Annotated in this window: 21 protein-coding genes; 8 read left to right on the forward strand and 13 right to left on the reverse strand. The window is 73.4% G+C overall.

Annotated elements, in window-relative coordinates:
• The first annotated feature begins 25 nt into the window (after nucleotides 1-25).
• Nucleotides 26-802 (forward strand): phosphate ABC transporter ATP-binding protein, encoded by a 777-nt coding sequence (locus PUR56_RS18000; protein ID WP_329884993.1) that lies wholly within the window; start codon nucleotides 26-28, stop codon nucleotides 800-802.
• 191 nt (nucleotides 803-993) lie between these two features.
• On the opposite strand, the gene PUR56_RS18005 is transcribed toward PUR56_RS18000, so the two are convergent.
• The 3 genes from PUR56_RS18005 to PUR56_RS18015 all read right to left on the reverse strand — a co-directional run bounded on the left by PUR56_RS18005 (nucleotide 994) and on the right by PUR56_RS18015 (nucleotide 3,514).
• Nucleotides 994-1,827 (reverse strand): HAD family hydrolase, encoded by an 834-nt coding sequence (locus PUR56_RS18005; RefSeq protein WP_329884709.1) that lies wholly within the window; start codon nucleotides 1,825-1,827, stop codon nucleotides 994-996.
• 163 nt (nucleotides 1,828-1,990) lie between these two features.
• Nucleotides 1,991-2,977, reverse strand: coding sequence for a hypothetical protein (locus PUR56_RS18010; RefSeq protein ID WP_329949670.1), 987 nt, complete (start codon nucleotides 2,975-2,977; stop codon nucleotides 1,991-1,993).
• Between the two features lie 81 nt (nucleotides 2,978-3,058).
• On the reverse strand, nucleotides 3,059-3,514 hold the full coding sequence (locus PUR56_RS18015; RefSeq protein WP_329949671.1) for a hypothetical protein: 456 nt from the start codon (nucleotides 3,512-3,514) through the stop codon (nucleotides 3,059-3,061).
• Between the two features lie 168 nt (nucleotides 3,515-3,682).
• Between PUR56_RS18015 and PUR56_RS18020 the strand changes: the two genes are divergently transcribed.
• The gene (locus PUR56_RS18020; protein ID WP_329884706.1) at nucleotides 3,683-3,859 is read left to right on the forward strand and encodes a hypothetical protein; all 177 of its coding nucleotides are present in this window, start codon (nucleotides 3,683-3,685) and stop codon (nucleotides 3,857-3,859) included.
• 66 nt (nucleotides 3,860-3,925) lie between these two features.
• Here PUR56_RS18020 and PUR56_RS18025 read toward each other — a convergent pair whose 3' ends face one another.
• The 5 genes from PUR56_RS18025 to PUR56_RS18045 all read right to left on the reverse strand — a co-directional run bounded on the left by PUR56_RS18025 (nucleotide 3,926) and on the right by PUR56_RS18045 (nucleotide 7,008).
• Nucleotides 3,926-5,167, reverse strand: coding sequence for a hypothetical protein (locus PUR56_RS18025; protein WP_329949672.1), 1,242 nt, complete (start codon nucleotides 5,165-5,167; stop codon nucleotides 3,926-3,928).
• Between the two features lie 403 nt (nucleotides 5,168-5,570).
• Nucleotides 5,571-5,963 (reverse strand): type II toxin-antitoxin system VapC family toxin, encoded by a 393-nt coding sequence (locus PUR56_RS18030; RefSeq protein ID WP_329949673.1) that lies wholly within the window; start codon nucleotides 5,961-5,963, stop codon nucleotides 5,571-5,573.
• Nucleotides 5,960-6,241, reverse strand: coding sequence for a hypothetical protein (locus PUR56_RS18035; RefSeq protein ID WP_329949674.1), 282 nt, complete (start codon nucleotides 6,239-6,241; stop codon nucleotides 5,960-5,962). Before PUR56_RS18035 ends, PUR56_RS18030 begins: the two co-directional genes overlap by 4 nt.
• Before the next feature lie 120 nt (nucleotides 6,242-6,361).
• Nucleotides 6,362-6,763 carry a DNA-binding protein gene (locus PUR56_RS18040; RefSeq protein ID WP_329949675.1) on the reverse strand — a complete coding sequence of 134 codons (402 nt, stop codon included), beginning with the start codon at nucleotides 6,761-6,763 and terminating at the stop codon, nucleotides 6,362-6,364.
• Nucleotides 6,760-7,008, reverse strand: coding sequence for a hypothetical protein (locus PUR56_RS18045; protein WP_329949676.1), 249 nt, complete (start codon nucleotides 7,006-7,008; stop codon nucleotides 6,760-6,762). The genes PUR56_RS18040 and PUR56_RS18045 overlap by 4 nt, the downstream gene beginning before the upstream one ends.
• A gap of 62 nt (nucleotides 7,009-7,070) precedes the next feature.
• Between PUR56_RS18045 and PUR56_RS18050 the strand changes: the two genes are divergently transcribed.
• The 5 genes from PUR56_RS18050 to PUR56_RS18070 all read left to right on the forward strand — a co-directional run bounded on the left by PUR56_RS18050 (nucleotide 7,071) and on the right by PUR56_RS18070 (nucleotide 11,856).
• Nucleotides 7,071-7,958, forward strand: coding sequence for an LLM class flavin-dependent oxidoreductase (locus tag PUR56_RS18050; protein WP_329949677.1), 888 nt, complete (start codon nucleotides 7,071-7,073; stop codon nucleotides 7,956-7,958).
• Nucleotides 7,959-8,147: 189 nt separating this feature from the next.
• Entirely contained in the window at nucleotides 8,148-9,182 is a 1,035-nt protein-coding gene (locus PUR56_RS18055; protein ID WP_329949678.1) for an ABC transporter ATP-binding protein, read from the forward strand.
• Nucleotides 9,166-10,071, forward strand: a complete 906-nt coding sequence (locus tag PUR56_RS18060; RefSeq protein ID WP_329949679.1) for an ABC-2 transporter permease — start codon at nucleotides 9,166-9,168, stop codon at nucleotides 10,069-10,071. Before PUR56_RS18055 ends, PUR56_RS18060 begins: the two co-directional genes overlap by 17 nt.
• A 25-nt stretch (nucleotides 10,072-10,096) precedes the next feature.
• Nucleotides 10,097-11,014 (forward strand): ABC transporter ATP-binding protein, encoded by a 918-nt coding sequence (locus PUR56_RS18065; protein ID WP_329949680.1) that lies wholly within the window; start codon nucleotides 10,097-10,099, stop codon nucleotides 11,012-11,014.
• Nucleotides 11,015-11,139: 125 nt separating this feature from the next.
• Nucleotides 11,140-11,856, forward strand: a complete 717-nt coding sequence (locus tag PUR56_RS18070; RefSeq protein WP_329949681.1) for an ABC transporter permease — start codon at nucleotides 11,140-11,142, stop codon at nucleotides 11,854-11,856.
• 133 nt (nucleotides 11,857-11,989) lie between these two features.
• On the opposite strand, the gene PUR56_RS18075 is transcribed toward PUR56_RS18070, so the two are convergent.
• From PUR56_RS18075 to PUR56_RS18085, 3 genes are all read right to left on the reverse strand, one after another.
• Nucleotides 11,990-13,285: a CynX/NimT family MFS transporter gene (locus PUR56_RS18075; RefSeq protein WP_329949682.1), complete on the reverse strand. Its 1,296-nt coding sequence runs from the start codon at nucleotides 13,283-13,285 to the stop codon at nucleotides 11,990-11,992.
• A gap of 110 nt (nucleotides 13,286-13,395) precedes the next feature.
• Entirely contained in the window at nucleotides 13,396-14,136 is a 741-nt protein-coding gene (locus PUR56_RS18080; RefSeq protein ID WP_329949683.1) for a FadR/GntR family transcriptional regulator, read from the reverse strand.
• A gap of 242 nt (nucleotides 14,137-14,378) precedes the next feature.
• Nucleotides 14,379-15,074 carry a hypothetical protein gene (locus PUR56_RS18085; protein ID WP_329949684.1) on the reverse strand — a complete coding sequence of 232 codons (696 nt, stop codon included), beginning with the start codon at nucleotides 15,072-15,074 and terminating at the stop codon, nucleotides 14,379-14,381.
• A gap of 285 nt (nucleotides 15,075-15,359) precedes the next feature.
• Here PUR56_RS18085 and PUR56_RS18090 point away from each other — a divergent pair, with 285 nt between their 5' ends.
• Nucleotides 15,360-16,124 carry a sporulation protein gene (locus tag PUR56_RS18090; protein ID WP_329949685.1) on the forward strand — a complete coding sequence of 255 codons (765 nt, stop codon included), beginning with the start codon at nucleotides 15,360-15,362 and terminating at the stop codon, nucleotides 16,122-16,124.
• Between the two features lie 122 nt (nucleotides 16,125-16,246).
• On the opposite strand, the gene PUR56_RS18095 is transcribed toward PUR56_RS18090, so the two are convergent.
• Together PUR56_RS18095 and PUR56_RS18100 are read right to left on the reverse strand one after the other, a co-directional pair.
• Nucleotides 16,247-18,031 carry an LCP family protein gene (locus PUR56_RS18095; RefSeq protein ID WP_329949686.1) on the reverse strand — a complete coding sequence of 595 codons (1,785 nt, stop codon included), beginning with the start codon at nucleotides 18,029-18,031 and terminating at the stop codon, nucleotides 16,247-16,249.
• Between the two features lie 254 nt (nucleotides 18,032-18,285).
• Nucleotides 18,286-19,134: an HAD family hydrolase gene (locus PUR56_RS18100; protein ID WP_329949687.1), complete on the reverse strand. Its 849-nt coding sequence runs from the start codon at nucleotides 19,132-19,134 to the stop codon at nucleotides 18,286-18,288.
• Between the last annotated feature and the right edge of the window lie 164 nt (nucleotides 19,135-19,298).

Here is a 19,298-nt window from a genome sequence, read left to right on the forward strand (position 1 = left end):
CTACGAGACCCACGGCGAGGAGCCCGTGCTGGCCGGGCTGGAGACCCGTGACGTCTCCGCCTGGTTCGGCTCCCACAAGGTGCTGGAGCGGGTCTCGCTCGCCATGCCGGCCGGTGAGGTGACCGCGCTGATCGGCCCGTCCGGCTGCGGCAAGTCCACCTACCTGCGCATCCTCAACCGGATGCACGAGATGATCCGCGGCGCCGCGCTCTCCGGCGAGGTGCTGCTGGACGGCGACGACGTCTACCGGCCCGGCCGGCGCCCGACCGAGGTCCGCCGCCGGATCGGCATGGTGTTCCAGCGGCCGAACCCGTTCCCGGCGATGTCCATCCAGGACAACGTCTCCAGCGGGCTGAAGCTGGCCGGCATCAAGGTCGCCAGGGACGAGCGCGAGCACCTGGTGGAGACGAGCCTGCGCCGGGCCGGCCTCTGGGACGAGGTCGCCAGCCGGCTGCACACCCCCGGCGGTTCGCTCTCCGGCGGACAGCAGCAGCGCCTCTGCATCGCACGGTCGCTGGCCGTCTCGCCGGACATCCTGCTGATGGACGAGCCGTGCTCGGCGCTCGACCCGACCTCCACCCGGCGCGTCGAGGAGACCATCGCGGAGCTGCGCGGGCGGCTCACCATCGTGATCGTCACCCACAACATGCAGCAGGCGCAGCGGGTTTCGCAGTCCTGCGCGTTCTTCCTGGCCACCCACGACACGCCCGGCCGGATCGTGGAGGCCGGTCCGACCGAGCAGGTGTTCCAGAACCCGCGCGACCAGCGGACCTCGGACTACGTCAACGGGCGCTTCGGGTAGTCCCCCGGAGCCCTGCGGAAGTCCCCTGCGGGGGGCTTCCTGCGGGAGTCGCTCGTGCACCGGCCGGCGGGCCCCCTCCGCCGGCCGGTGCGGTCGTTCGGGGGCCCGGACGACCGCTCGGCGGACCGGGGCCGGTGGACCGGTGACGGTGACGGTGGCCGGGGCCGGCGGTGGGGGCGGTCGGGCCGGGGTCAGCGTCGGGGGTGGTCGAGCAGCTGCTCCAGCACCGCCGCCACACCGTCCTGCTCGTTGCTCACGGTGTGCAGCGGCACCGCCGCCAGCACCTGCGGATGGGCGTTGGCCACGGCGTACGCGGTGCCGGCCCAGGCGAGCATCTCCAGGTCGTTCGGCATGTCGCCGAAAGCCACCACCTCGCTCCGGTCGATCCCGCGCGCCGCGCACCAACGAGCCAGCGTGCTGGCCTTGGTGACGCCGGGCGCACTGATCTCCAGCAGCGGGATCGGCGCCGAGCGGGTGATCTCGGCCAGGTGGCCGGCCGCCTCCCGGGCCTCGCCGAGCAGCTTGTCCGGGTCCAGGTCCGGGTGCTTGGCGAGCAGCTTGAACAGCCCCTGCACCGCCCCGCCCGTGCCCAGCAGCTCCTCCGCCGGACCGATCGGGTGGTTCTCGTCCTGGCCCCACATCCGGACCTCGTACCCGGGCTCGCGGGCGAACCCGGCCGGGTACTCGAAGGCGAACGCGGTGCCCGGGAGCTTCTTGCGCAGCCGCTCGACCACGGCGAGCGCGGCCTCGGCCGCCAGCGGGAACGACTCCAGCAGCTCGCCGCGCCGCACGTCCACCACCGCGCCGCCGTTCGAGCAGATCGCCACCCCGTGGCCGCCGATGTGCGTGCTCACCTGCTTCATCCAGCGCGGCGGGCGGCCGGTCACGAACACCACCTGGACCCCGGCCGCCTCCGCGGCTGCCAGGGCGGCGGCGGTGCGCTCGGTGACGGTTCCGCCCGAGCAGAGCAGGGTGCCGTCCAGGTCGGTGGCTATCAGCCGGGGAGCGGTGCGCGGTGTGGTCACCGGTCCATCTTCGCCCACCGGTGCCGGGAGGTCACCGGCGCGGGGGCTGATGTGGCCCTCGTCGCGGTGACCTCCCGGCGTCCGGGTGTCCGGCCGTGCGGTGGGTGGCGCCGTGCTGTCGTGGCGCCGTGGCGCCGTGGTGCCGTGCGGTGCCGCGGTGGTGCTACGCCACGGTGAGGGTCAGGCCGGCGGTGTGCAGCTGCCCGCCGGTCCGGAACTGCAGGAAGAGCCGCCAGTCCCCGGCGGCCGGCATCTCGGCGTGGAACGTCAGCGTCGGGCCGCCGGTGCCGTTCGCCTCCGCCCTCGTCTCCGGGTGGAGGTGGGCGAAGGCCTGGTCACCGGCGCGGAACGCGGTCAGGTGGGCGAAGGTCTCCAGGTACGGCTGGAGGTCGGTGACCGGGGCGCCGTCCCTGGCGAAGGTCACCTCCAGCTCGCCCGCCCTGCCCGCGACCGGGGAGCCCTCGACCGTGACGGTGTACCCGTCCACCGTCGTGGTGCCGGTCGCGGCGGGCAGCCCGGCGGCGGCGTCGGCGCCCTCGCCGGGGACGGTCACCGTCCGGCTGAGCACCAGGCCGCTGCCGCTGCCGGGGCCGCTGTCCGGGACGAACGAGGCGTACGTCCGCCAGGTGCCGGGGGTGAGCGCGGCCAGCGGGGCGGTCCAGGTGCCGTCGGCGGCCATCTCGGGGTGGAGGTGCTGGAAGCCGGTCAGGTCCGACCGGACGGCGTAGAAGTGCATCCGCTCGGTCTGCTCGGTCCGGTAGGCGGTGAGCCGGGTGCCGTCCGGCGCGGTGACGGCGAACCGGTACGCGGCGGGGGTCCCCGCAGCGAGCGTCCCGGTGTCGGAGGTGAGGCGGTAGCCGTTCCGCTCGGCGGACGGGGCGGCCGTCGTGGGGGTGGAGGAGGCGGCCGGCTCCGGCACGGCGGGCACGCCGTGGCCCTGGTGGGCGCCGGTGGGGGCGGCGGCCGTGGTGGTGGTACCGGCGGTGGGGGCGGCGGCCGTGGTGGTGCCGTGCGCCGCCCCGCCGTGGTCGGTCCCGCTCGTCGCGGCGGAGCCGCAGGCGGTCAGCGTGACCGCCAGGGCGGCGGCGCCTGCGGCGAGCGCCAGGGCGCGTGCGCGGGGGTGGGCGTGCGGGCGGGAGTGGTGAGTCATCGTTCGAGGTGTCTTCCGGTGTGTGCGGGCAGGACGCGGCGCGCCCGGGCCCCGTCGACGGGGAGCCCGGCGCGGGCCCGGTCAGGTCCGGGAGACGCACACCTGGGAGAGCAGCCGCCGTCCGGCGGGCGGAGCACGCGGACCGTCGGCCCGCCGCCCGCGCGGCCCGTCCGGCGGGCGCAGCGCGATCAGCACGACGGCCGCCCCGGCCGACAGCGGGGCGGCGGGCAGCCCGGCGCCGTCCCGGTCGCGGGCGGTGACGCAGGACGCCGCCTGCGGCGCGTCCCCGTGAGCCGTTCGCGGCCCGGCCGCCCGGGGGTCGCTCCCGGGCGGCCCGTCGGGCGCGTCCGGCGCGTGGTGGTGCCCGGCGACCGCCGGCACCGAGGGCACGGCCGGCGCGTGGCAGCCCCCGGCCGCCGTCGGCGAGCCGTGCATCAGGAACAGCCCGGCGAGCAGCGCGCAGAACAGCAGCGACCGGGCCACGGCCCCGTGCCGCACCCCCGCCCGCACCCGCGCCCGCCCACCGTCTGCCGTCACGCGTCCGAGAATACCCCCGGCCGGTATTCGGCCCCCGTAAGCACGCGCGGCGCGGCCACGTTTCGGTCCCCGCTGCGCCAGTTCCGGCCGATTCGCCTGTTCCCGGGGTGTCCCGCCCCCGCTGACCGGGCAGGACTCTCCTCGGCCACCCCGTCGGCAGGAAGAGCCATGCCAACTCGCCAGCTTCGAGACGAGCGCCCACCGACCACTCCCGAGGAGGACCCGTCGCCGTCCCGCGAACCGGTCCTGATCGGCGACATCCTCTTCGAGACCCTCACCGACCTCGCCCGCCGCGGCACCCCGACCACCCCCGTCCGCCTCCCCGCCCAGCGCCCCCACCCCTGACCCCGCAGGCCCGACTCGGCGGTGGCGACCACCTCACGTCGCACTGGCATCGGGCTCGCCGGCATTTCACCCCGACGAGGGCGTCGAGGGGCGCCGCGCCCTGGTGAACCTCTGCCGTCCGGTGCCGGCGGCGAGCTCGCCGAGGCGCTCGCCGATCACTGAGACGCCAGGACGGGGCTCCCGTTCGTAGTACCAGGGCTTGCGTCGGCGCAACAGGTCCTCACCGTGCTCGCTCCAGGTGAACCCGGGCTTTCGCAGCAGCTTCCGGAACACCGCGTCGACCGTCTCCGGGTGGGCAGCGGCCAAGCGGCGGATCGGCAGCGGCGCGATCGACTCCTCGCGCAGGTAGGCGCGCAGCACGTCCTGGTACTGACGGCGACCCGCGCGGGCCGGGTCGCCGAAGAGGCTCCGCAGCATCCCGTAGTCGGCGTAGAAATTGAGTCCGTCGACCTCGTCGTAGATGACGCCGACCGTGTCCGAGTCCGCGAGGGCTCGCGGCAGTGAGAAGGCCGGCAGATCGATTCCCGGCAACCGCCTGCCCCGGGCCCGCTCGGGCCGCTCGGCGACGGCGGCCTCCTGGCGGTGCCGGTAGTAGGCGTCGAGACGTTCTTCGACCTCGGCCGGCGGAAGGACCAGCTCGTCGCTGCCGCAGAACGAGATGAACGCGGCCCGGTCCTCCCGCATCGACGCCCATCCCTGCTCGATCTTCTCGGGGTTGCGGAAGACCAGTTCGGGGTGGCCGGTCGCCAACTGCAGGGCGGCCCGGGCGATGTCGGCGGCGCTGGACCTGGGGTAGTACGACATCGCCCCGGAGATCAGCCACGTCCCGTCTGCCGAGTGGACGGGCACCACGCACGCGAGGAGGAATCCGCCCTTCGACACTCCCCGGAACGCCGCCCGCCCGACGTTCGAGTACGTGCGGTACTCCAGGTCGTCGACCAGGTTCAGCAGGACGACGGCGTCCCCGTCCTTGCACCGGACCTCGAAGACGCCCTCGACCGGGTCACGCCAGCCGAGCAGCATCGCCCGGTCGGCCTCGGTCAAGTCCCGCCGTGCGGCGACGAACCGGTCCACCACGGTCGAATCGCCCGGCAAGCGGTACCGGAGGATGAAGTGGTCGATGATCCGGATCGCCGCGCCCTCGTCCAACTGCCCTTCGGGGCCCGCCGCCTCCAGTAGGAGGGGGTTCAACCACCGGTCGAAGCGCGCGCTCTGGGCGAAGACGACGAGGTCGCCCTTGAGTTCGGAACTTCGCTCGATCAGACCTCGCAACGACGCCTCGTCCTCACTCCGTACGACAGCAGTCATGCGAGCCCTCCCGGTCTTGAGGTTCCGACTACCTGCTCGTGCTCGTCGTAGGTGTCGGCCGTCGCCTCGTCGACCAGTGCGGCGAGTTCTCGCCTGCTCAACGTGCCCATGGCGGCACGCTAGCCGATCTGCCCGGGCGATCTCGCGCGCAGTCCGAAAGTGCGCCGATCCGCGCGCGTATCGTCATCTCATGCGCTTGAGTAGCGCTATCCTCCCCGTCCACCGGTGGGCCGGAGGGCAGATGGCCGCCCGGTCGGCGCTTCGGTCACAGAGCTCGTGAGACCGCGCCATCGGTAGGCCGAGTCAAGTCCCCAAGGGCGATGTCGGCGCCATGAGGTGATGGCACATCGAGACCGGCGTCCGGCCTCGCACGGTCGGAGTCGAACGACCGGGTGCGAAGACGTCAGATCGGCTCGATCGCGATGCGGCGGCGACACAGTCGACGCAGGTCCTCGGGGTCACTGGTCACGATCGTCACATCGCCGTGTTCGAGGTGCGCGGTCGCTGCCAGCATCGCGTCGATGGCGCACTTGTGGCCGTGCAGACCCTCGGACGCGAGCAGCTTGCTCGCCGCCCGTGCGATCTCTTCCGTGACCGGCCGCACCTTGGCCAGGGACACGGCGTGGTCGAACGCCGCCTGGGGCACCTTGGGGTCGCGTGCTTCGACCAGTGCGGCCGCGCTCGTCACGACCAGGAGGTCCAGCGTTCGCGCGACGTCCAGCCAAGCGGTCATGTCGCGCTGCCGGCGGGAGAGCTTGGACAGTGCCTCGCTGTCGAGCACGAGGGTGCCACTCACGCGGCGTCCGCCGGGGCGGTGTCTGCGCGGTGAGCGGCATGGTGCGCGCGGATGCGTTCGGCCTTGGCCGCCACGTCGGCCGCGTCGACCGGACCGTGCTCGGCCTCGGAGGCTGCGATGAACTCGTCGATGGCCTCGCGCTGGAGCTGCCGCTGCACAGCCTCCTCGATGTAGGAGGAGACGCCCTGCTTGCCGGCGCGCGCGCGAATCGCCTCCAAGGTCTCGGCTTGCAGGGAGACGCTGGTGACTCGGGTCTTGCCGGGGCGAGGCGTGTCCATAGCAGAAGTGTAGTACATGATGTGTGAGTGCGGCGGAGCATCCGGCCCGCAGCCTTTCTCACCCGCCACGGCCTGAACTGCGGGAGAACCCGTCGGGAGGGTCCGAAGTCCCGCCCGGCCTCAGATGGCGATGAGTCGCACGCGGGGGCCGCAGAGCCTGGCCGTGTCGTCGACGTCGGAGGTGAGCATGGCTACCGGCCCCGGTTGCCGCAGCGCCATCTCTGTCACGGTCGCGTCGATCGCGTACTCGTGTCCGTGCAGTCCGGCCTGCTTCAGCAGCCTGGCCGAGGCCCGTGCGGTCTGATCGGTGACCGCCTCGACCTTGACCCGGGAGAGCGTCCGGTTCAGCCGGGCTTCGTTCACCCGGGCGTGCGTGACTTCGACGATCGTGTTCGCGCCGACCACGAAGTCGGCTCCCATGGTGTGGAAGACCTGAAGCATCGCCAACACGCCGCGGTCCTGGGTGATCCACGAGGACAGTCCCCCGGAGTCCAGCACGACCGTCTCGAAGCGTTCGGTCACGCGGCGCTCGCCGAGCCCGTCGACCCTGCGGAGCCGAAGATCCTGGCGTGCGCTTCGGACAGCTCCTCGTCGGTGAAGGCGCCCTGGTCGACCTGGTAGCGGCGGAGGTCGTCCGCGAGCAGTTGGTGGCGAATCTGGCGGGCGACTGCCTCCGCGACGTACCCGGAGACGTTGTCGGTGAGCCTTCTCAGCTCGTTCACCTGTTCTGTCGGGAGGGTGACGGTGATATGTGTGGTGGCAGCCACAAAGAGAGCATGCTGCGATATGCGCCCGCGTGGGCGGTGCATCGGGCCGTAGGGTCGTTGCCATGCGCTTGAGCACGGTGATCCTGCCCATCCACCGGTGGGCCGAAGGACAGAAGATCTGGCGGCGGGCCGAGGACCTCGGGTTCCATGCCGCGTACACCTACGACCACCTGTCGTGGCGGTCGTTCCGGGACGAGCCGTGGTTCGGGGCGGTGCCGACACTGACGGCGGCGGCCACGGCGACCGAGCGGATCCGCCTCGGCACGCTGGTCACCTCGCCGAACTTCCGGCATCCGGTGACGCTGGCGAAGGAGCTGATCACGGTCGACGACGTCTCGGGCGGGCGGCTGACCGTGGGGATCGGGGCCGGCGGGACCGGCTTCGACGCGACGGCGACCGGCCAGGAGGCGTGGTCGCCGCGGGAGCGGGCGGACCGGTTCGGGGAGTTCCTGCCGCTGCTGGACGAGCTGCTGCGCACCGATGCCACGACCCGCGAGGGTACGTACTACTCGGCGGTCGAGGCGCGGAACATCCCCGGCTGCGTGCAGACGCCGCGGGTGCCGTTCTACGTGGCGGCGACCGGACCGCGCGGGCTGAGGCTGGCGGCGGAGTACGGGCAGGGCTGGGTGACGTACGGGGACCCGCGCGGGCCGGCGGACGTGCCGGTGGAGCAGGCGCCGGGCGTGATCGCCGCGCAGGTCGAGAAGCTCCGGGCGGCCTGCGAGGCGGCCGGGCGGGACGCCGGTGAGCTGGAGAAGGTGCTGCTCCAGGGGTCCACGGCGGAGAAGCCGCTGGCCTCGGTGGACGCCTTCGTCGACTGGGCGGGCAGGTACAGGGAGCTGGGGATCACCGAGCTGGTGATCCACTGGCCGGTGCCGGACTCGATCTTCGACAACGACCCGGCGGTGTTCGAGCGGATCGCCACCGAGGGCCTCGCCCAGCTGGGCTGACCGCGCGTCCGCAGGACCCGACGGCCACCGGCCGATCCCGCGCGCCGGGGGAGCCGGCCGGTGGCTCCGCGGGCGGGGTCCGCGCGGATCCCCTAGGGGACGACGGCCCGGGTGTCATACCGCAGCAGCAGACAGGCTCGTCATCGGAGCTCATGGCCCCGGTGGCGGGTGCGCACTACGTTGGGCCACGTGTCCACTGTCATCAAGACGGACGGCCTCACCAAGAGGTTCCCCCGGGTCACCGCCCTCGATCAGCTCACCGTAGAGGTTGAGCCCGGGGTGGTCGGTCTGGTGGGGGCGAACGGGGCGGGCAAGTCCACACTCATCAAGATCCTGCTCGGGCTGGCCCCGGCGACCTCGGGGACCGGGCAGGTGCTCGGTCTCGACATCGCCACCCAGGGCTCGGAGATCCGCGAGCAGGTCGGCTACATGCCGGAGCACGACTGCCTACCGCCGGACGTGTCGGCCACCGAGTTCGTGGTGCACATGGCGCGGATGGCGGGGCTGCCCGCCGCCGCGGCGCGCGAGCGGACGGCGGACACGCTGCGGCACGTCGGGCTGTACGAGGAGCGCTACCGGCCGATGGGCGGGTACTCGACGGGCATGAAGCAGCGGGTCAAGCTGGCGCAGGCGCTGGTGCACGACCCGAAGCTGGTGCTGCTGGACGAGCCCACCAACGGGCTGGACCCGGTCGGCCGGGACGACATGCTGGCGCTGATCCGCCGCGTGCACACCGACTTCGGCATCTCGGTGCTGGTCACCACCCACCTGCTGGGTGAGCTGGAGCGGACCTGCGACCACCTGGTGATCATCGACGGCGGCAAGCTGCTGCGGTCCTCGTCGACGGCCTCCTTCACCGGTGCGACGGCCACCCTGGCGGTCGAGGTGACCGACCACCCGCAGGACGCGGGGCTGGACGCGAGCGCCGCCGTGCGCGCGCGGCTGGCCGCGGCCGGGCTTGCGGTGGAGACGGAGGGGTCGCGGATCCTGTTGGTCCGGCTGGCCGGCGACGACACGTACGACACCATCCGGGACGCGGTCGCGGGCCTCGGCCTGGGGCTGGTCCGGCTGGAGCAGCGCCGCCACCGGGTGGCCGAGCTGTTCACGGACGGCGGTGCGGGCAGTGGCGCCGACGGCGATGCGGACGGCGTCGCGGACAGGGCACCGGCCGGCGGCGACCGCCGGCAGAACGAGGGGGGTACCGCAGATGTCGCTGTCTCCTGACACCAGGCCGACCGACACCGGAGTCATCCACGACATCGGCTACCGGGGCTACGCAGGCCCCCGGCTGGGCCGGGCGTACGCCACGCGCTCGCTGTTCACCCAGAGCCTGCGCGCCGCGTACGGCCTCGGGCGGTCGGGCAAGTCCAAGGTGCTGCCGATGCTCGTGCTGGGCGCGGCCGCCGTGCCCGCCGTGATGATCGTCGTGATCACCGTCGTGGCCAGGCAGGACAAGCTGTCGATGGACTACGCGGAGTACCTGAGCGCGGTCGGGCTGGTCGTCTCGATCTTCCTCGCCTCGCAGGCGCCGGTGCTGTTCTCGCGGGACCTCCGGCACCACACCGTGCCGCTGTACTTCTCCCGCCCGATCACCCGCGCCGACTACGTCCGGGCCAAGTACGCCGCGATGGTCTGCGCCCAACTGCTCCTGATGCTGGTGCCGTTGCTGGTGCTGTACGTCGGTGCGCTGCTGAGCGGGCTGAGCTTCGGCCACGAGACCGAGCACTTCCTGTACGGCTTGACCGCGGCGGTCCTGTACGCGCTGGTGCCGACCTCGATCGCGGTGGTCATCGCCGCCGCCACGCCGCGGCGCGGCTTCGGGGTGGCCGCGATCATGGGCTACCTGGCGGTGAGCACGGTGGTCGTCGCGATCGTGATCGGGATCAGCGGCACCACCGCCGACGGAGGGGCCTCGGACTCCGCGCAGTGGGCCGCGCTGCTCTCGCCGGGAGCGCTCGTGGAGAGCCTGACCAACCAGGTGTTCGACCTCGGCAGCGGTCCCGAGCGGCTGCACGCGCCGGGCGGGCTGGGTGTGGTCGTCTTCGCCGCCGTCGCCGCCGTGATGGTCGCGGGTTCGTACCGGCTGCTGCTGCGCCGCTACCGCGGCATCTGATCAACCGAGTATCTGAGAGGGCGCCATGGCCACCATCACCATCGACAAGGTTTCCCGCTGGTTCGGGAACGTGGTCGCCGTCAACGACGTCAGCATGGCGATCGGTCCCGGTGTCACGGGTCTGCTCGGTCCCAACGGTGCCGGGAAGTCGACCCTCATCCACATGATGAGCGGATTCCTCGCTCCCTCCACCGGGGCGGTCACCCTGGACGGCGCGCCGATCTGGCGCAACCAGCAGGTGTACCGCCAGATCGGGCTCGTCCCCGAGCGGGAGTCGATGTACGACTACCTCACCGGTTGGGAGTTCGTGCTCGCCAACGCCGAACTGCACGGACTCCCCCACCCGGGTGCCGCCGCCCGCAAGGCGCTGGCCCTGGTCGAGATGGAGTACGCGCAGGAGCGGAAGACCGGCACCTACTCCAAGGGCATGAAACAGCGCGTCAAGATGGCGTCGGCCCTGGTCCACGACCCCGCCGTGCTGCTGCTCGACGAACCGTTCAACGGGATGGACCCGCGGCAGCGGCTCCAGCTGATGGAGCTGCTGCGCCGGTTCGGGGCGGACGGCCGCACGGTGCTGTTCTCCTCGCACATCCTGGAGGAGGTCGAGCAGCTGGCCCGGCACATCGAGGTCGTCGTGGCCGGGCGGCACGCCGCCTCCGGCGACTTCCGGAAGATCCGCCGGCTGATGACCGACCGCCCGCACCGCTACCTGGTCCGCTCCAGCGACGACCGCCGGTTGGCGTCGGCGCTCATCGCCGACCCGTCGACGGCCGGCATCGAGCTCGACCTCCAGGAGAAGGCGCTGCGCATCCAGGCGGTGAACTTCCAGGGGTTCACCACCCTGTTGCCGAAGGTCGCCCAGCAGGCGGGCATCCGGCTGTACACCGTGGCGCCCGCGGACGAGTCGCTGGAGAGCGTCTTCTCGTACCTCGTCTCCGCCTAGCCCCCGGCGTACCGGCCCGGAGCCGCACGCACAGCCGCACCCGGCTCCGCAGCCGGATCCGGACGCGTGAACCGGAACCGCACGCCGAACCGGACCCACACGGACCCCAGGAAGGCCGACCCACCATGAACCCGACCGTCGCCAGGCTGACGCTGCGCGGCCTGCTGGGCCGCCGCCGCGGCTTGCTGCTGCTGGTGGTCCCCGCCCTGCTGCTGCTCGTCTCGGCGATCGCCGCCGGCGCCAGCGGGGACAAGCACGACCTGACCGTCAAGATCCTCGGCCAGCTCGGCCTCGGCACCCTGCTGCCGATCCTCGGCCTGGTCGTCGGCACCGGCGCCATCGCCACCGAGATCGACGACGGTTCGATCGTCTACCTGCTGGCGAAGCCGCTGCCCCGCTGGAAGATCATCACCACCAAGCTGGTGGTGGCGATCGGTACCACCTGGGTCTTCGCGGCCGTCCCGACGCTGCTCGCCGGGCTGCTGCTGTACGGCACCCGGGACGGCCTGGCGGTCGGCTACACCGTGGCCACGCTGGTGGCCGGGGCCGCGTACAGCTCGCTGTTCCTGCTGCTCGGCGTGGTCACCCGGCACGCGGTGGTGGCCGGCCTGGCGTACGCGCTGGTCTGGGAGTCGCTGATCGGCAACTTCGTCGAGGGCGCCCGGACGCTCAGCGTCCAGCAGTGGGGGCTGTCGGTGGCCAAGGCGGTGGCCGAGGAGGGCGCGATCACCGCGGACGTGGCGCTCGGCGTGGCCGTGCCGCTGCTGCTGGTGGCCACCGTGGCGGCGGCGGTGTTCGCCTCGGTGCGGCTGGCCGGGCTGACCCTGGCGAGCGAGGAGTAGCCCCGGGAGGGCGACGCACGCCGGGCCCCGGGCCGGGCGGAGCGACGGAAGCGGAGCGAGGACGGGGTCGGCCCCGGCAGCTGCTGCCGGGGCCGACCCTCGTGCGGCCGCCGTCGCGGACCGTGCGGTCGCCTCAGAGCGTGCGGTTGCGTCCGGCGCCCCAGCCGGCGGCGGCGACCACGGTGACCAGCACCAGCATCAGCGCCAGCGGCACGGTCCAGCCGCCGGTCAGCTGGCGCAGGGCGCCGGCACCGACCGGACCGGCCGCGGCGACCAGGTAGCCGATCGCCTGCGACATCCCGCCCAGCTGGGCGGCTCCGGCGACACTGTCGGTCCGCAGCACGATGAAGGCGAGCCCGAGGCCGAGCGAACCGCCCTGGGCGACGCCCAGGATGGTGGCCGCCACCCACGCGCCCGGCACCGGCGCGATCAGCAGGACGGCGATGCCGACCCCGTTCAGCACGGCCATCACGAGGGCGAGCGCCCGCTGGCTGGTCATCCGGCCGGCCATCAGCGGGACGAGGAAGGCGCCGACCACCTGCACCAGGTTGGAGTAGGCGAAGACCAGGCCGGCCTCGCCGCGGTCCATCCCCTGGTCGGCCAGGATGGTCGGCATCCAGGCGACCAGGGTGTAGACCAGCAGCGACGAGATGCCCATGAAGAGGCTGATCTGCCAGGCCAGCGGCGAGCGCCAGATTCCCTCGATCGGCCGGTTCGCCGAAGCCGGGCCGGTCGCAGCCGTCGCGGTCGCCCTCGCGGTCGCCGTCACCGCCGAGGGACCCGTCGGGGCGGCGGCCGTCCGGCCGGCCCGCGCCCGCAGCACCTGCGGCAGCCAGGCCACCGCGGCGACCAGGGCGAGCAGCGACCAGGCGCCGAGCGAGGCCTGCCACCCGCCTCCGAGCACGTGCTCCAACGGCACCGACGTACCGGCCGCGAGCGTCGCGCCGACCAGCATGGTGGTCGAGTAGACGCCGGTCATCGCGGCGGCCCTGCCCGGGAACTCGCGCTTGACCAGGCCGGGCATGGAGACGTTCAGCACGGCGATGGCCACGCCGATCACCACGCACCCGGCGTACAGCGCGGACACCGAGGGCAGCACCCGCAGCAGCACGCCCGCGCCGAGCACGAGCACCGCGCCCAGCACCACCCGCTCGGTGCCGAACCGCCGGGTCAGCCGGGGGGTGAGCGGCGCGCCGACGCCCTGGAAGAGCACCGGCACGGTGGTGATCAGACCGCTCGCGGTGGCGGACAGCCCGAAGGTGCGCTGGATCTCCCCGACCATCGGGGACACCGCCGCCAGGCAGGCGCGCATGTTCAGGGCGACCAGCAGGATGCCGGTCAGCAGCAGCGCGGGGTGGGCCAGCCGGCTGCGGACGGGGAGCGCGGAGGAGGTGGTGACCACCGGCTGCTGGGCACGGGTGACGGCCATGGGGCGTGCTGCTCTTTCGGGAAACGGTTCCGGGAACGCCGAAGGGCGGGATGCCGAGGGGCGGGAACACGGAGGGCGGAAGGGGCGGGCGCGGAGGGGCTCGGGGCCGCTTACTTCCGGGCCGCGATGGCGGCGAGGAGCTGCCCGACGGCCGCGGTCGGCTCGGCGAGCAGCGCGCGACAGGCCGCTTCGGCACGGTCCGGGTCACCGCTCTCGATCGCGTCCACCAGCGCCTCGTGGGTGGCGACGACCACCTCGGGCATCTCGTGGTCGCCGAACGCCGTCCGCATCGACTCGCGCACCGAGGCGCCGAAGTAGCGGTACACCTCGGCCAGCGCCGGGTTGTGCGCGGCCTCGACGACGGCGGTGTGGAACTCCAGGTCGTGCTCGACGGTCGCCTCGCGGCCGGCCCGCTCGGGGTGCGCCGCGATCACCTCGACCTCACGGGCCAGCGCGGCCCGCATCCGGACGATGTCCTCGGGGGTGTGCCGCAGCGCGGCCAGCCGGGCGCCCTCGGCCTCCAGCGCGGCCCGGACCTCCAGGACGTCGCGGACGCCGGAGCGCTGGACGCCGCGCAGGACGGACGCCGGGTCACTGGTGGAGCGCACGAAGGTGCCCTCGCCCTGACGGGAGACCAGCATGCCCGCGTGCGCCAGCACCCGGATCGCCTCCCGGACGGTGTTCCGTCCGACGCCCAGCCGCTCGGCGAGTTCGTGTTCGGTCGGGATCTGCGACCCGACCGGCCAGACACCGGAGCTCAGCTGCTCGCGCAGCTGCTCGATCGCGGTGTCCACGAGGGAGCGCCGTCCGGCGGTCTGCAGCGTGTCGTTGCTGCTGTTCGCACTGGTCACGGCGGTTCCTCCCCGGTCTGCGGCTGCCCTGGGGGAGCCGGTCATCGGTCATCCTACAACTGCTTGCCCGGTCATCCTACAACTGGGGATGAACGCCGGGGGAACCGTTGCGTCCGAACCGGCACACCCGGTCGGCGAGGTCGCGCGGCCGACCCGGTCGGCGAGGTCGGGCCCGGGCCGGCGACGGCGGCGGGGCCGGGAGCCGCCGGGCCGGGTCCCCGGTGCGGCCCCGGCCCGTCCGATCAGGTCCCGTCGCGCGGGGTCCGGTTCGAGTTCCCGTTCCGGTAGGGGATCTCGAACCGCCCCCACACGTCGGAGGGCGAACCGTCGGCGTCCTCGAACCGGTTCTCGGCCCCCCTCCCGGTCGGAACGGCGAACCAGGTCGCGTCGTCGGGGTCGACCTCCAGGCCCAGTGCCGCGGAGATCTCCGCCAGGGCCGAGGCGAGGCGGGGGCCGTTCGCGGCGAACACCGCGTCCTGGCCGCGCCCGCGGAGGTCGAACGGCAGCCAGGCGTCGGAGTGCGTCGTGAGTCCCACGTTGAAGAACCCCTCGGACGCCTCCGCCCCCAGGGTGAACAGCCCCTCCGCCGCCCGGGCGCCGCGGCCGGTCTCCACGATGCCGTCGCAGGACGCGAACAGTTCGACGGTGCCGATCTCGCCGGGGGCGAGAGCCGCCTTGATCTGCGCCGTCAGCGACTCGGGAGCCCCCGAGTCCACCACGGCGAGTGCGCCGACCCGGAAGTCCGACCGGACCAGGAAGTTCCGGCGACCCGGCTGCGGAACGGACACGGCCACCCGCCCCAGGCACGGGGTGCCCAGCCGGTGCCGGTCGAGGGCCCGCAGGGCCAGGACGAACCGGCGCACGGCCTCGCCCACCAGGTCGGTCCGGTGTCCGGGTTCACCCCAGGACCATCGCGCTACGGGCGTGCTGGCGATCAAGAACGGCCTCCAGGCATGAAGTTGGCGCCGGGTGGATACGTGATCGTGCCGTCCTCGACGCGGGGTCCGCCAGGCTCCCCCTGGTGTCGACGACGAACGGGCGTGACGAAGATATGACGTACCCGGGCGCTCGGGTGGTTGCCCCGTGGCGGTGGAACCGTGCGTCCGGCGTTCGGCCCCGGCCCGGCGGCCGGCTCCGACGACGAGCGGCCCCTGAGGCCGGCCCTACCGGTGGTCTGGTATGACGGAGCCGGTCCACACCCCTGATTCGAGGAGAGCGTCCGCATGGTGTTCAAGAAGCTGCTCGGTGCCCTGGGCGTCGGCGGTCCCGGCGTCGACACCGTTCTGACCACGCCGGTCGTGCAGCCCGGTGGGACCCTGCAAGGGACGGTCGAGCTGACCGGGGGGACGGTGGAGGCCGACATCCGGGGGATCACGCTGACGCTGGTCGCCCGGGTGGAGGTCGAGCACGAGGAGGGCGAGAGCACCGGGCTGTACCCGTTCGCCCGCTTCTCGGTGACCCAGCCGCTGAAGCTGGCCCCGGGCGAGAACCGGTCCGTCCCGTTCGCCGTCCAGGTGCCGTGGGAGACGCCGGTCACCACCATCGCGGGGCAGCGCCTCCACGGCATGCAGCTGGGCGTGCGGACCGAGGTCGACATCGCGGGCGCGCTGGACAAGGGCGACTCCGACCCGCTGGAGGTCGAGCCGCTGCCGGCCCAGCGCCGCATCCTGGAGTCGCTGCTCCAGCTCGGCTTCCGGTTCCGCTCGGCCGACCTGGAGGCCGGGCACATCCGCGGCACCGCTCAGACGCTGCCCTTCTACCAGGAGATCGAGTACTCCTCGGCGCCGCAGTACGCGCACGCCTGCAACTCGCTGGAGGTCAGCTTCGTCACCACCGCCCACCGGGTGGAGGTGGTCCTGGAGGCGGACAAGCGCGGCGGGCTGTTCGGGGGCGGCGGGGACGTGATCCGCACCCACGCGATCGACCACGGCCAGGCCGACCAGGACCTCACCGCGCTGGTCGACGGCTGGATCCGCTCGGCGCTCTGATCCGCTCGGCGCTCTGATCCCGTCGGTACGGCGGCCAGGCCAGGCCAGGCCAGGCCAGGCCATGCCTGAGCCGCTGACCCGACCCGACCCGACCTGACCCCCGGCCCCGGACGGGCCGGGGGTCAGCCGTAGGAGACGTTGCCGCAGATGTCGTCGTCGCCGGACCGGGCCTCGTTGACCACCTCGGCGGGCAGCGGGACCGGGGCACCGGACGAACCGCCGGCGGATGCGGACGCGGACGCCGAGGCGGCCGAGGCGGCGGCACCGGCGGCGTAGTCCCGGCCGAGCAGCACGCTGATCCCGGCCGCCTGACCGGGCGTCACCGCCGCGCCGGGGAACAGGGCGGCGACCTTCTCCGCACCGGCCCGCTGTCCGGTCCCGTACTCGACCGTGGTGGTCGCCCGGGCGGTGTTGCTCGCGCTGCGCACCCCGGTGACGGTGACCCGGGCCGCCCGGAGCGTCTCGGCGGCCCGGGCGGCCAGGCCGGGGGCGGTGGTGCCGTTGAGGACCGCGACCCGGATCGGCGGGCCGTCGGTGGTGAGCGGCGAGGGCGAGGGCGACGCCGCGGGGGAGGGTGCCTCGGGGGGCGGCGAGCCGGGTGCGTCGTCCTGCCGGCCGGTGGCGTCCTGGCCGTCGATGGTCCGGTCGGCCTGGAGGGTGTTCCACAGGCTGTCGACCGCCGGGTGGACCAGGTCGATCCGCGCGCCGTTGTAACGCCACGGCGTGGTCAGGAACTTGACGTCGTGCAGGTCGATGTCCTGCAGTGAGAGGGCGAAGTCCACCAGCTTGGCCGCGGAGTCGAGCCCCGGATCCACGGTCATCGACCGGGTCGCCGCGTCGGCCAGCGGCAGCAGCGTTCCGGGGCTCAGGCCCTGGCTCTTGATCTTGGCCAGCAGTGAGGACAGGAACGCCTGCTGACGCTTCATCCGGCCGATGTCGGAGTCGTCCCCGATGCCGTGCCGCAGCCGGACGTAGTCCAGGGCCTGCTGGCCGGAGACCCGCTGGCGGCCCTTGGCGAGCACCACTTTGCCCTTCCGGCCCAGGCCGGGGTTGATGTTCCCCTCGTGGATGTCGTTGGGCAGGCAGACGTCGACCCCGCCGACCGCCCCGGTCATCGCGGCGAAACCCTGGAAGTTGACCTCGATCGTGTGGTCGACGCGGATGCCGGTGAGCTTCTCCACGGTGTTCTGCGTGCAGGCCGGGTTGCCGGACTCCGTGTTGCCCACCGAGAAGGCCGAGTTGAACATCTGTCCGGGCTGTTCCTTGGTCCACTTCCCGTTCGGGAGCCGGCACCGGGGGACGGTCACGAGGGCGTCGCGCGGGATGGAGATGCCCACCGCGTGCCGGTGGTCGGCGTAGACGTGCAGCAGGATCGTGGTGTCGGAGCGGGCGCCGCCCTCGTTGCCGCCGCCGAGGTCGCTGTTCCGTCCGGCGCGCGAGTCGGAGCCGATCAGCAGCACGTTGACGGGCCGGTTGCCGTGGGCGTCGGGGGCCGGCGCGGGCGGACGGTCGGTGGCGATGGCGTCCGGGTCGAACGAGCGGATGTTGCCGTTCAGTTTGTGATACACCGCGCCGCCTGCACCGGCCAGGACGACGAGCACCCCGGCCACCGACCAGGCGATGATCCGCCGGGCGCCGCGCCGCGCGTTCCGGGCGGGGTGCCGGCGGGTGTTCCGCGGTCCCTCCGGCCGGGCGTCCCGGCCCGGCCGGCCTCCGGCCCACCCGTCGGGGCCGACCCGCCCGGGCCGGCCCTGGACGCCGCCGCCCTGGACACCGATGCCCTGAACGGTGCCGCCCTGGACGCCGCTGCCCTGCGTGGTGCTGCGCTGGGCGGTCTTGCCCGGAGTGCCCCGGCTCTGGGCGGCCCGACGGGCCTCGGCCCGGCCGCCGGGGCGCGGTGCCGGCACGCGGCCGGGACCCTCCTCGGACCGGTCGGTCCGGACGCCTCCGTCGGCGCGCCGTCGCCCGCCCGGTTCCGGCAGGCTCTCGCTCCACTGGCCTGACATGGCGCGGACCTCTCAGCGGCGGAAGCGGCAACCCTGGGAGCATACAAACTTCTCCGGTGCCGCTCGGCCGCCGAACCCGGCCGCGCCGGTCCGACCCGCCGGTTCGCCGTCACGACTCACTCCAACGGCTGAACCGGGAGGCCCGGCAGCGGAGTTCACCCCAACGGGTAGAGACGCTCCAGCACGGCCGCGACGCCGTCCTCGTCATTGCTCACGGTGACCTCGTCGGCGACCGCCAGCAGCTCCTGGTGCGCGTTGGCCATGGCGACGCCGTGCGCGGCCCAGCCGAACATCGGCACGTCGTTGGGCATGTCGCCGAAGGCGATGGTGTCGGCGGCGGTCACGCCGAGCCGCCGGGCGGCGACGGCCAGCCCGGTGGCCTTGGAGAGACCGACCGGCAGCAGTTCGACGATGCCCGCACCGGCCATCACCACGCCGACCAGATCGCCCGCGGCGCGGCGGGCGGCCTCGGCGAGGGCGTCGTCGGTCAGGCTGCGGTGCTGGATGTACAGCTTGGAGATCGGGGCGGTGAGCAGCTCGTCCTTGGCGGCCCGGACGACCGGCAGGTCGGAGCCGATCTGCAGCTGGTACCCGGGGCCGGCCAGGACGGCGCCCTCCAGACCGTCCTGGTTGGCGGCGACGGCCAGCGGGCCGGTCTCCGCCTCGATCTTGGCGATGGCCAGCGCGGCCAACTGCCGGTCCAGGGTGAGCGAGGTGAGCAGCTTGTGCGCGCCCGCGTCGTAGACCTGGGCGCCCTGGCCGCAGACCGCTATGCCCCGGTAGCCGATCTCGTCGAAGACCGGGCGGGCCCAGGGGGCCGAGCGGCCGGTGACGATGATGTGGAGCGCCCCGGCACCGGTGGCGGTGGCCAGCGCGGCGCGGGTGCGCGCGGAGACCGTCTCCGCACTGCTCAGCAGGGTGCCGTCGAGGTCGGTCGCGACCAGCCGGAAGGGCAGGCCGCCGCCGTCGGCGGGGGAGACGGGGCTGGGGCTGGTGGTGCTCATGGGCCGTACGTCTCCCGGGAGTTGCTTCGGGTGTCACCGCGGTGTTCCGCCGACCCGCGGTGCTGTGCTGCTGGTCCTGCCGTCCTGCGGGGCCGCTGCGCCTGGGGTGCCGCGCTCCTGCGGGACGACGGTCGTCCTGCGGTCCGCGGTGCCGGGGCGATGTG

Source organism: Streptomyces sp. BE303 (assembly GCF_036290945.1).
Taxonomy (GTDB): domain Bacteria; phylum Actinomycetota; class Actinomycetes; order Streptomycetales; family Streptomycetaceae; genus Kitasatospora.

Bases quoted from the DNA above. Each gene is read 5' to 3' on its own strand.
- PUR56_RS18010 (WP_329949670.1), bottom strand. From the start codon at position 2,977: ATGACTCACCACTCCCGCCCGCACGCCCACCCCCGCGCACGCGCCCTG.
- PUR56_RS18020 (WP_329884706.1), top strand. From the start codon at position 3,683: ATGCCAACTCGCCAGCTTCGAGACGAGCGCCCACCGACCACTCCCGAG.
- PUR56_RS18025 (WP_329949672.1), bottom strand. From the start codon at position 5,167: ATGACTGCTGTCGTACGGAGTGAGGACGAGGCGTCGTTGCGAGGTCTG.
- PUR56_RS18035 (WP_329949674.1), bottom strand. From the start codon at position 6,241: ATGGACACGCCTCGCCCCGGCAAGACCCGAGTCACCAGCGTCTCCCTG.
- PUR56_RS18050 (WP_329949677.1), top strand. From the start codon at position 7,071: ATGCGCTTGAGCACGGTGATCCTGCCCATCCACCGGTGGGCCGAAGGA.
- PUR56_RS18060 (WP_329949679.1), top strand. From the start codon at position 9,166: ATGTCGCTGTCTCCTGACACCAGGCCGACCGACACCGGAGTCATCCAC.
- PUR56_RS18065 (WP_329949680.1), top strand. From the start codon at position 10,097: ATGGCCACCATCACCATCGACAAGGTTTCCCGCTGGTTCGGGAACGTG.
- PUR56_RS18070 (WP_329949681.1), top strand. From the start codon at position 11,140: ATGAACCCGACCGTCGCCAGGCTGACGCTGCGCGGCCTGCTGGGCCGC.
- PUR56_RS18075 (WP_329949682.1), bottom strand. From the start codon at position 13,285: ATGGCCGTCACCCGTGCCCAGCAGCCGGTGGTCACCACCTCCTCCGCG.
- PUR56_RS18090 (WP_329949685.1), top strand. From the start codon at position 15,360: ATGGTGTTCAAGAAGCTGCTCGGTGCCCTGGGCGTCGGCGGTCCCGGC.
- PUR56_RS18100 (WP_329949687.1), bottom strand. From the start codon at position 19,134: ATGAGCACCACCAGCCCCAGCCCCGTCTCCCCCGCCGACGGCGGCGGC.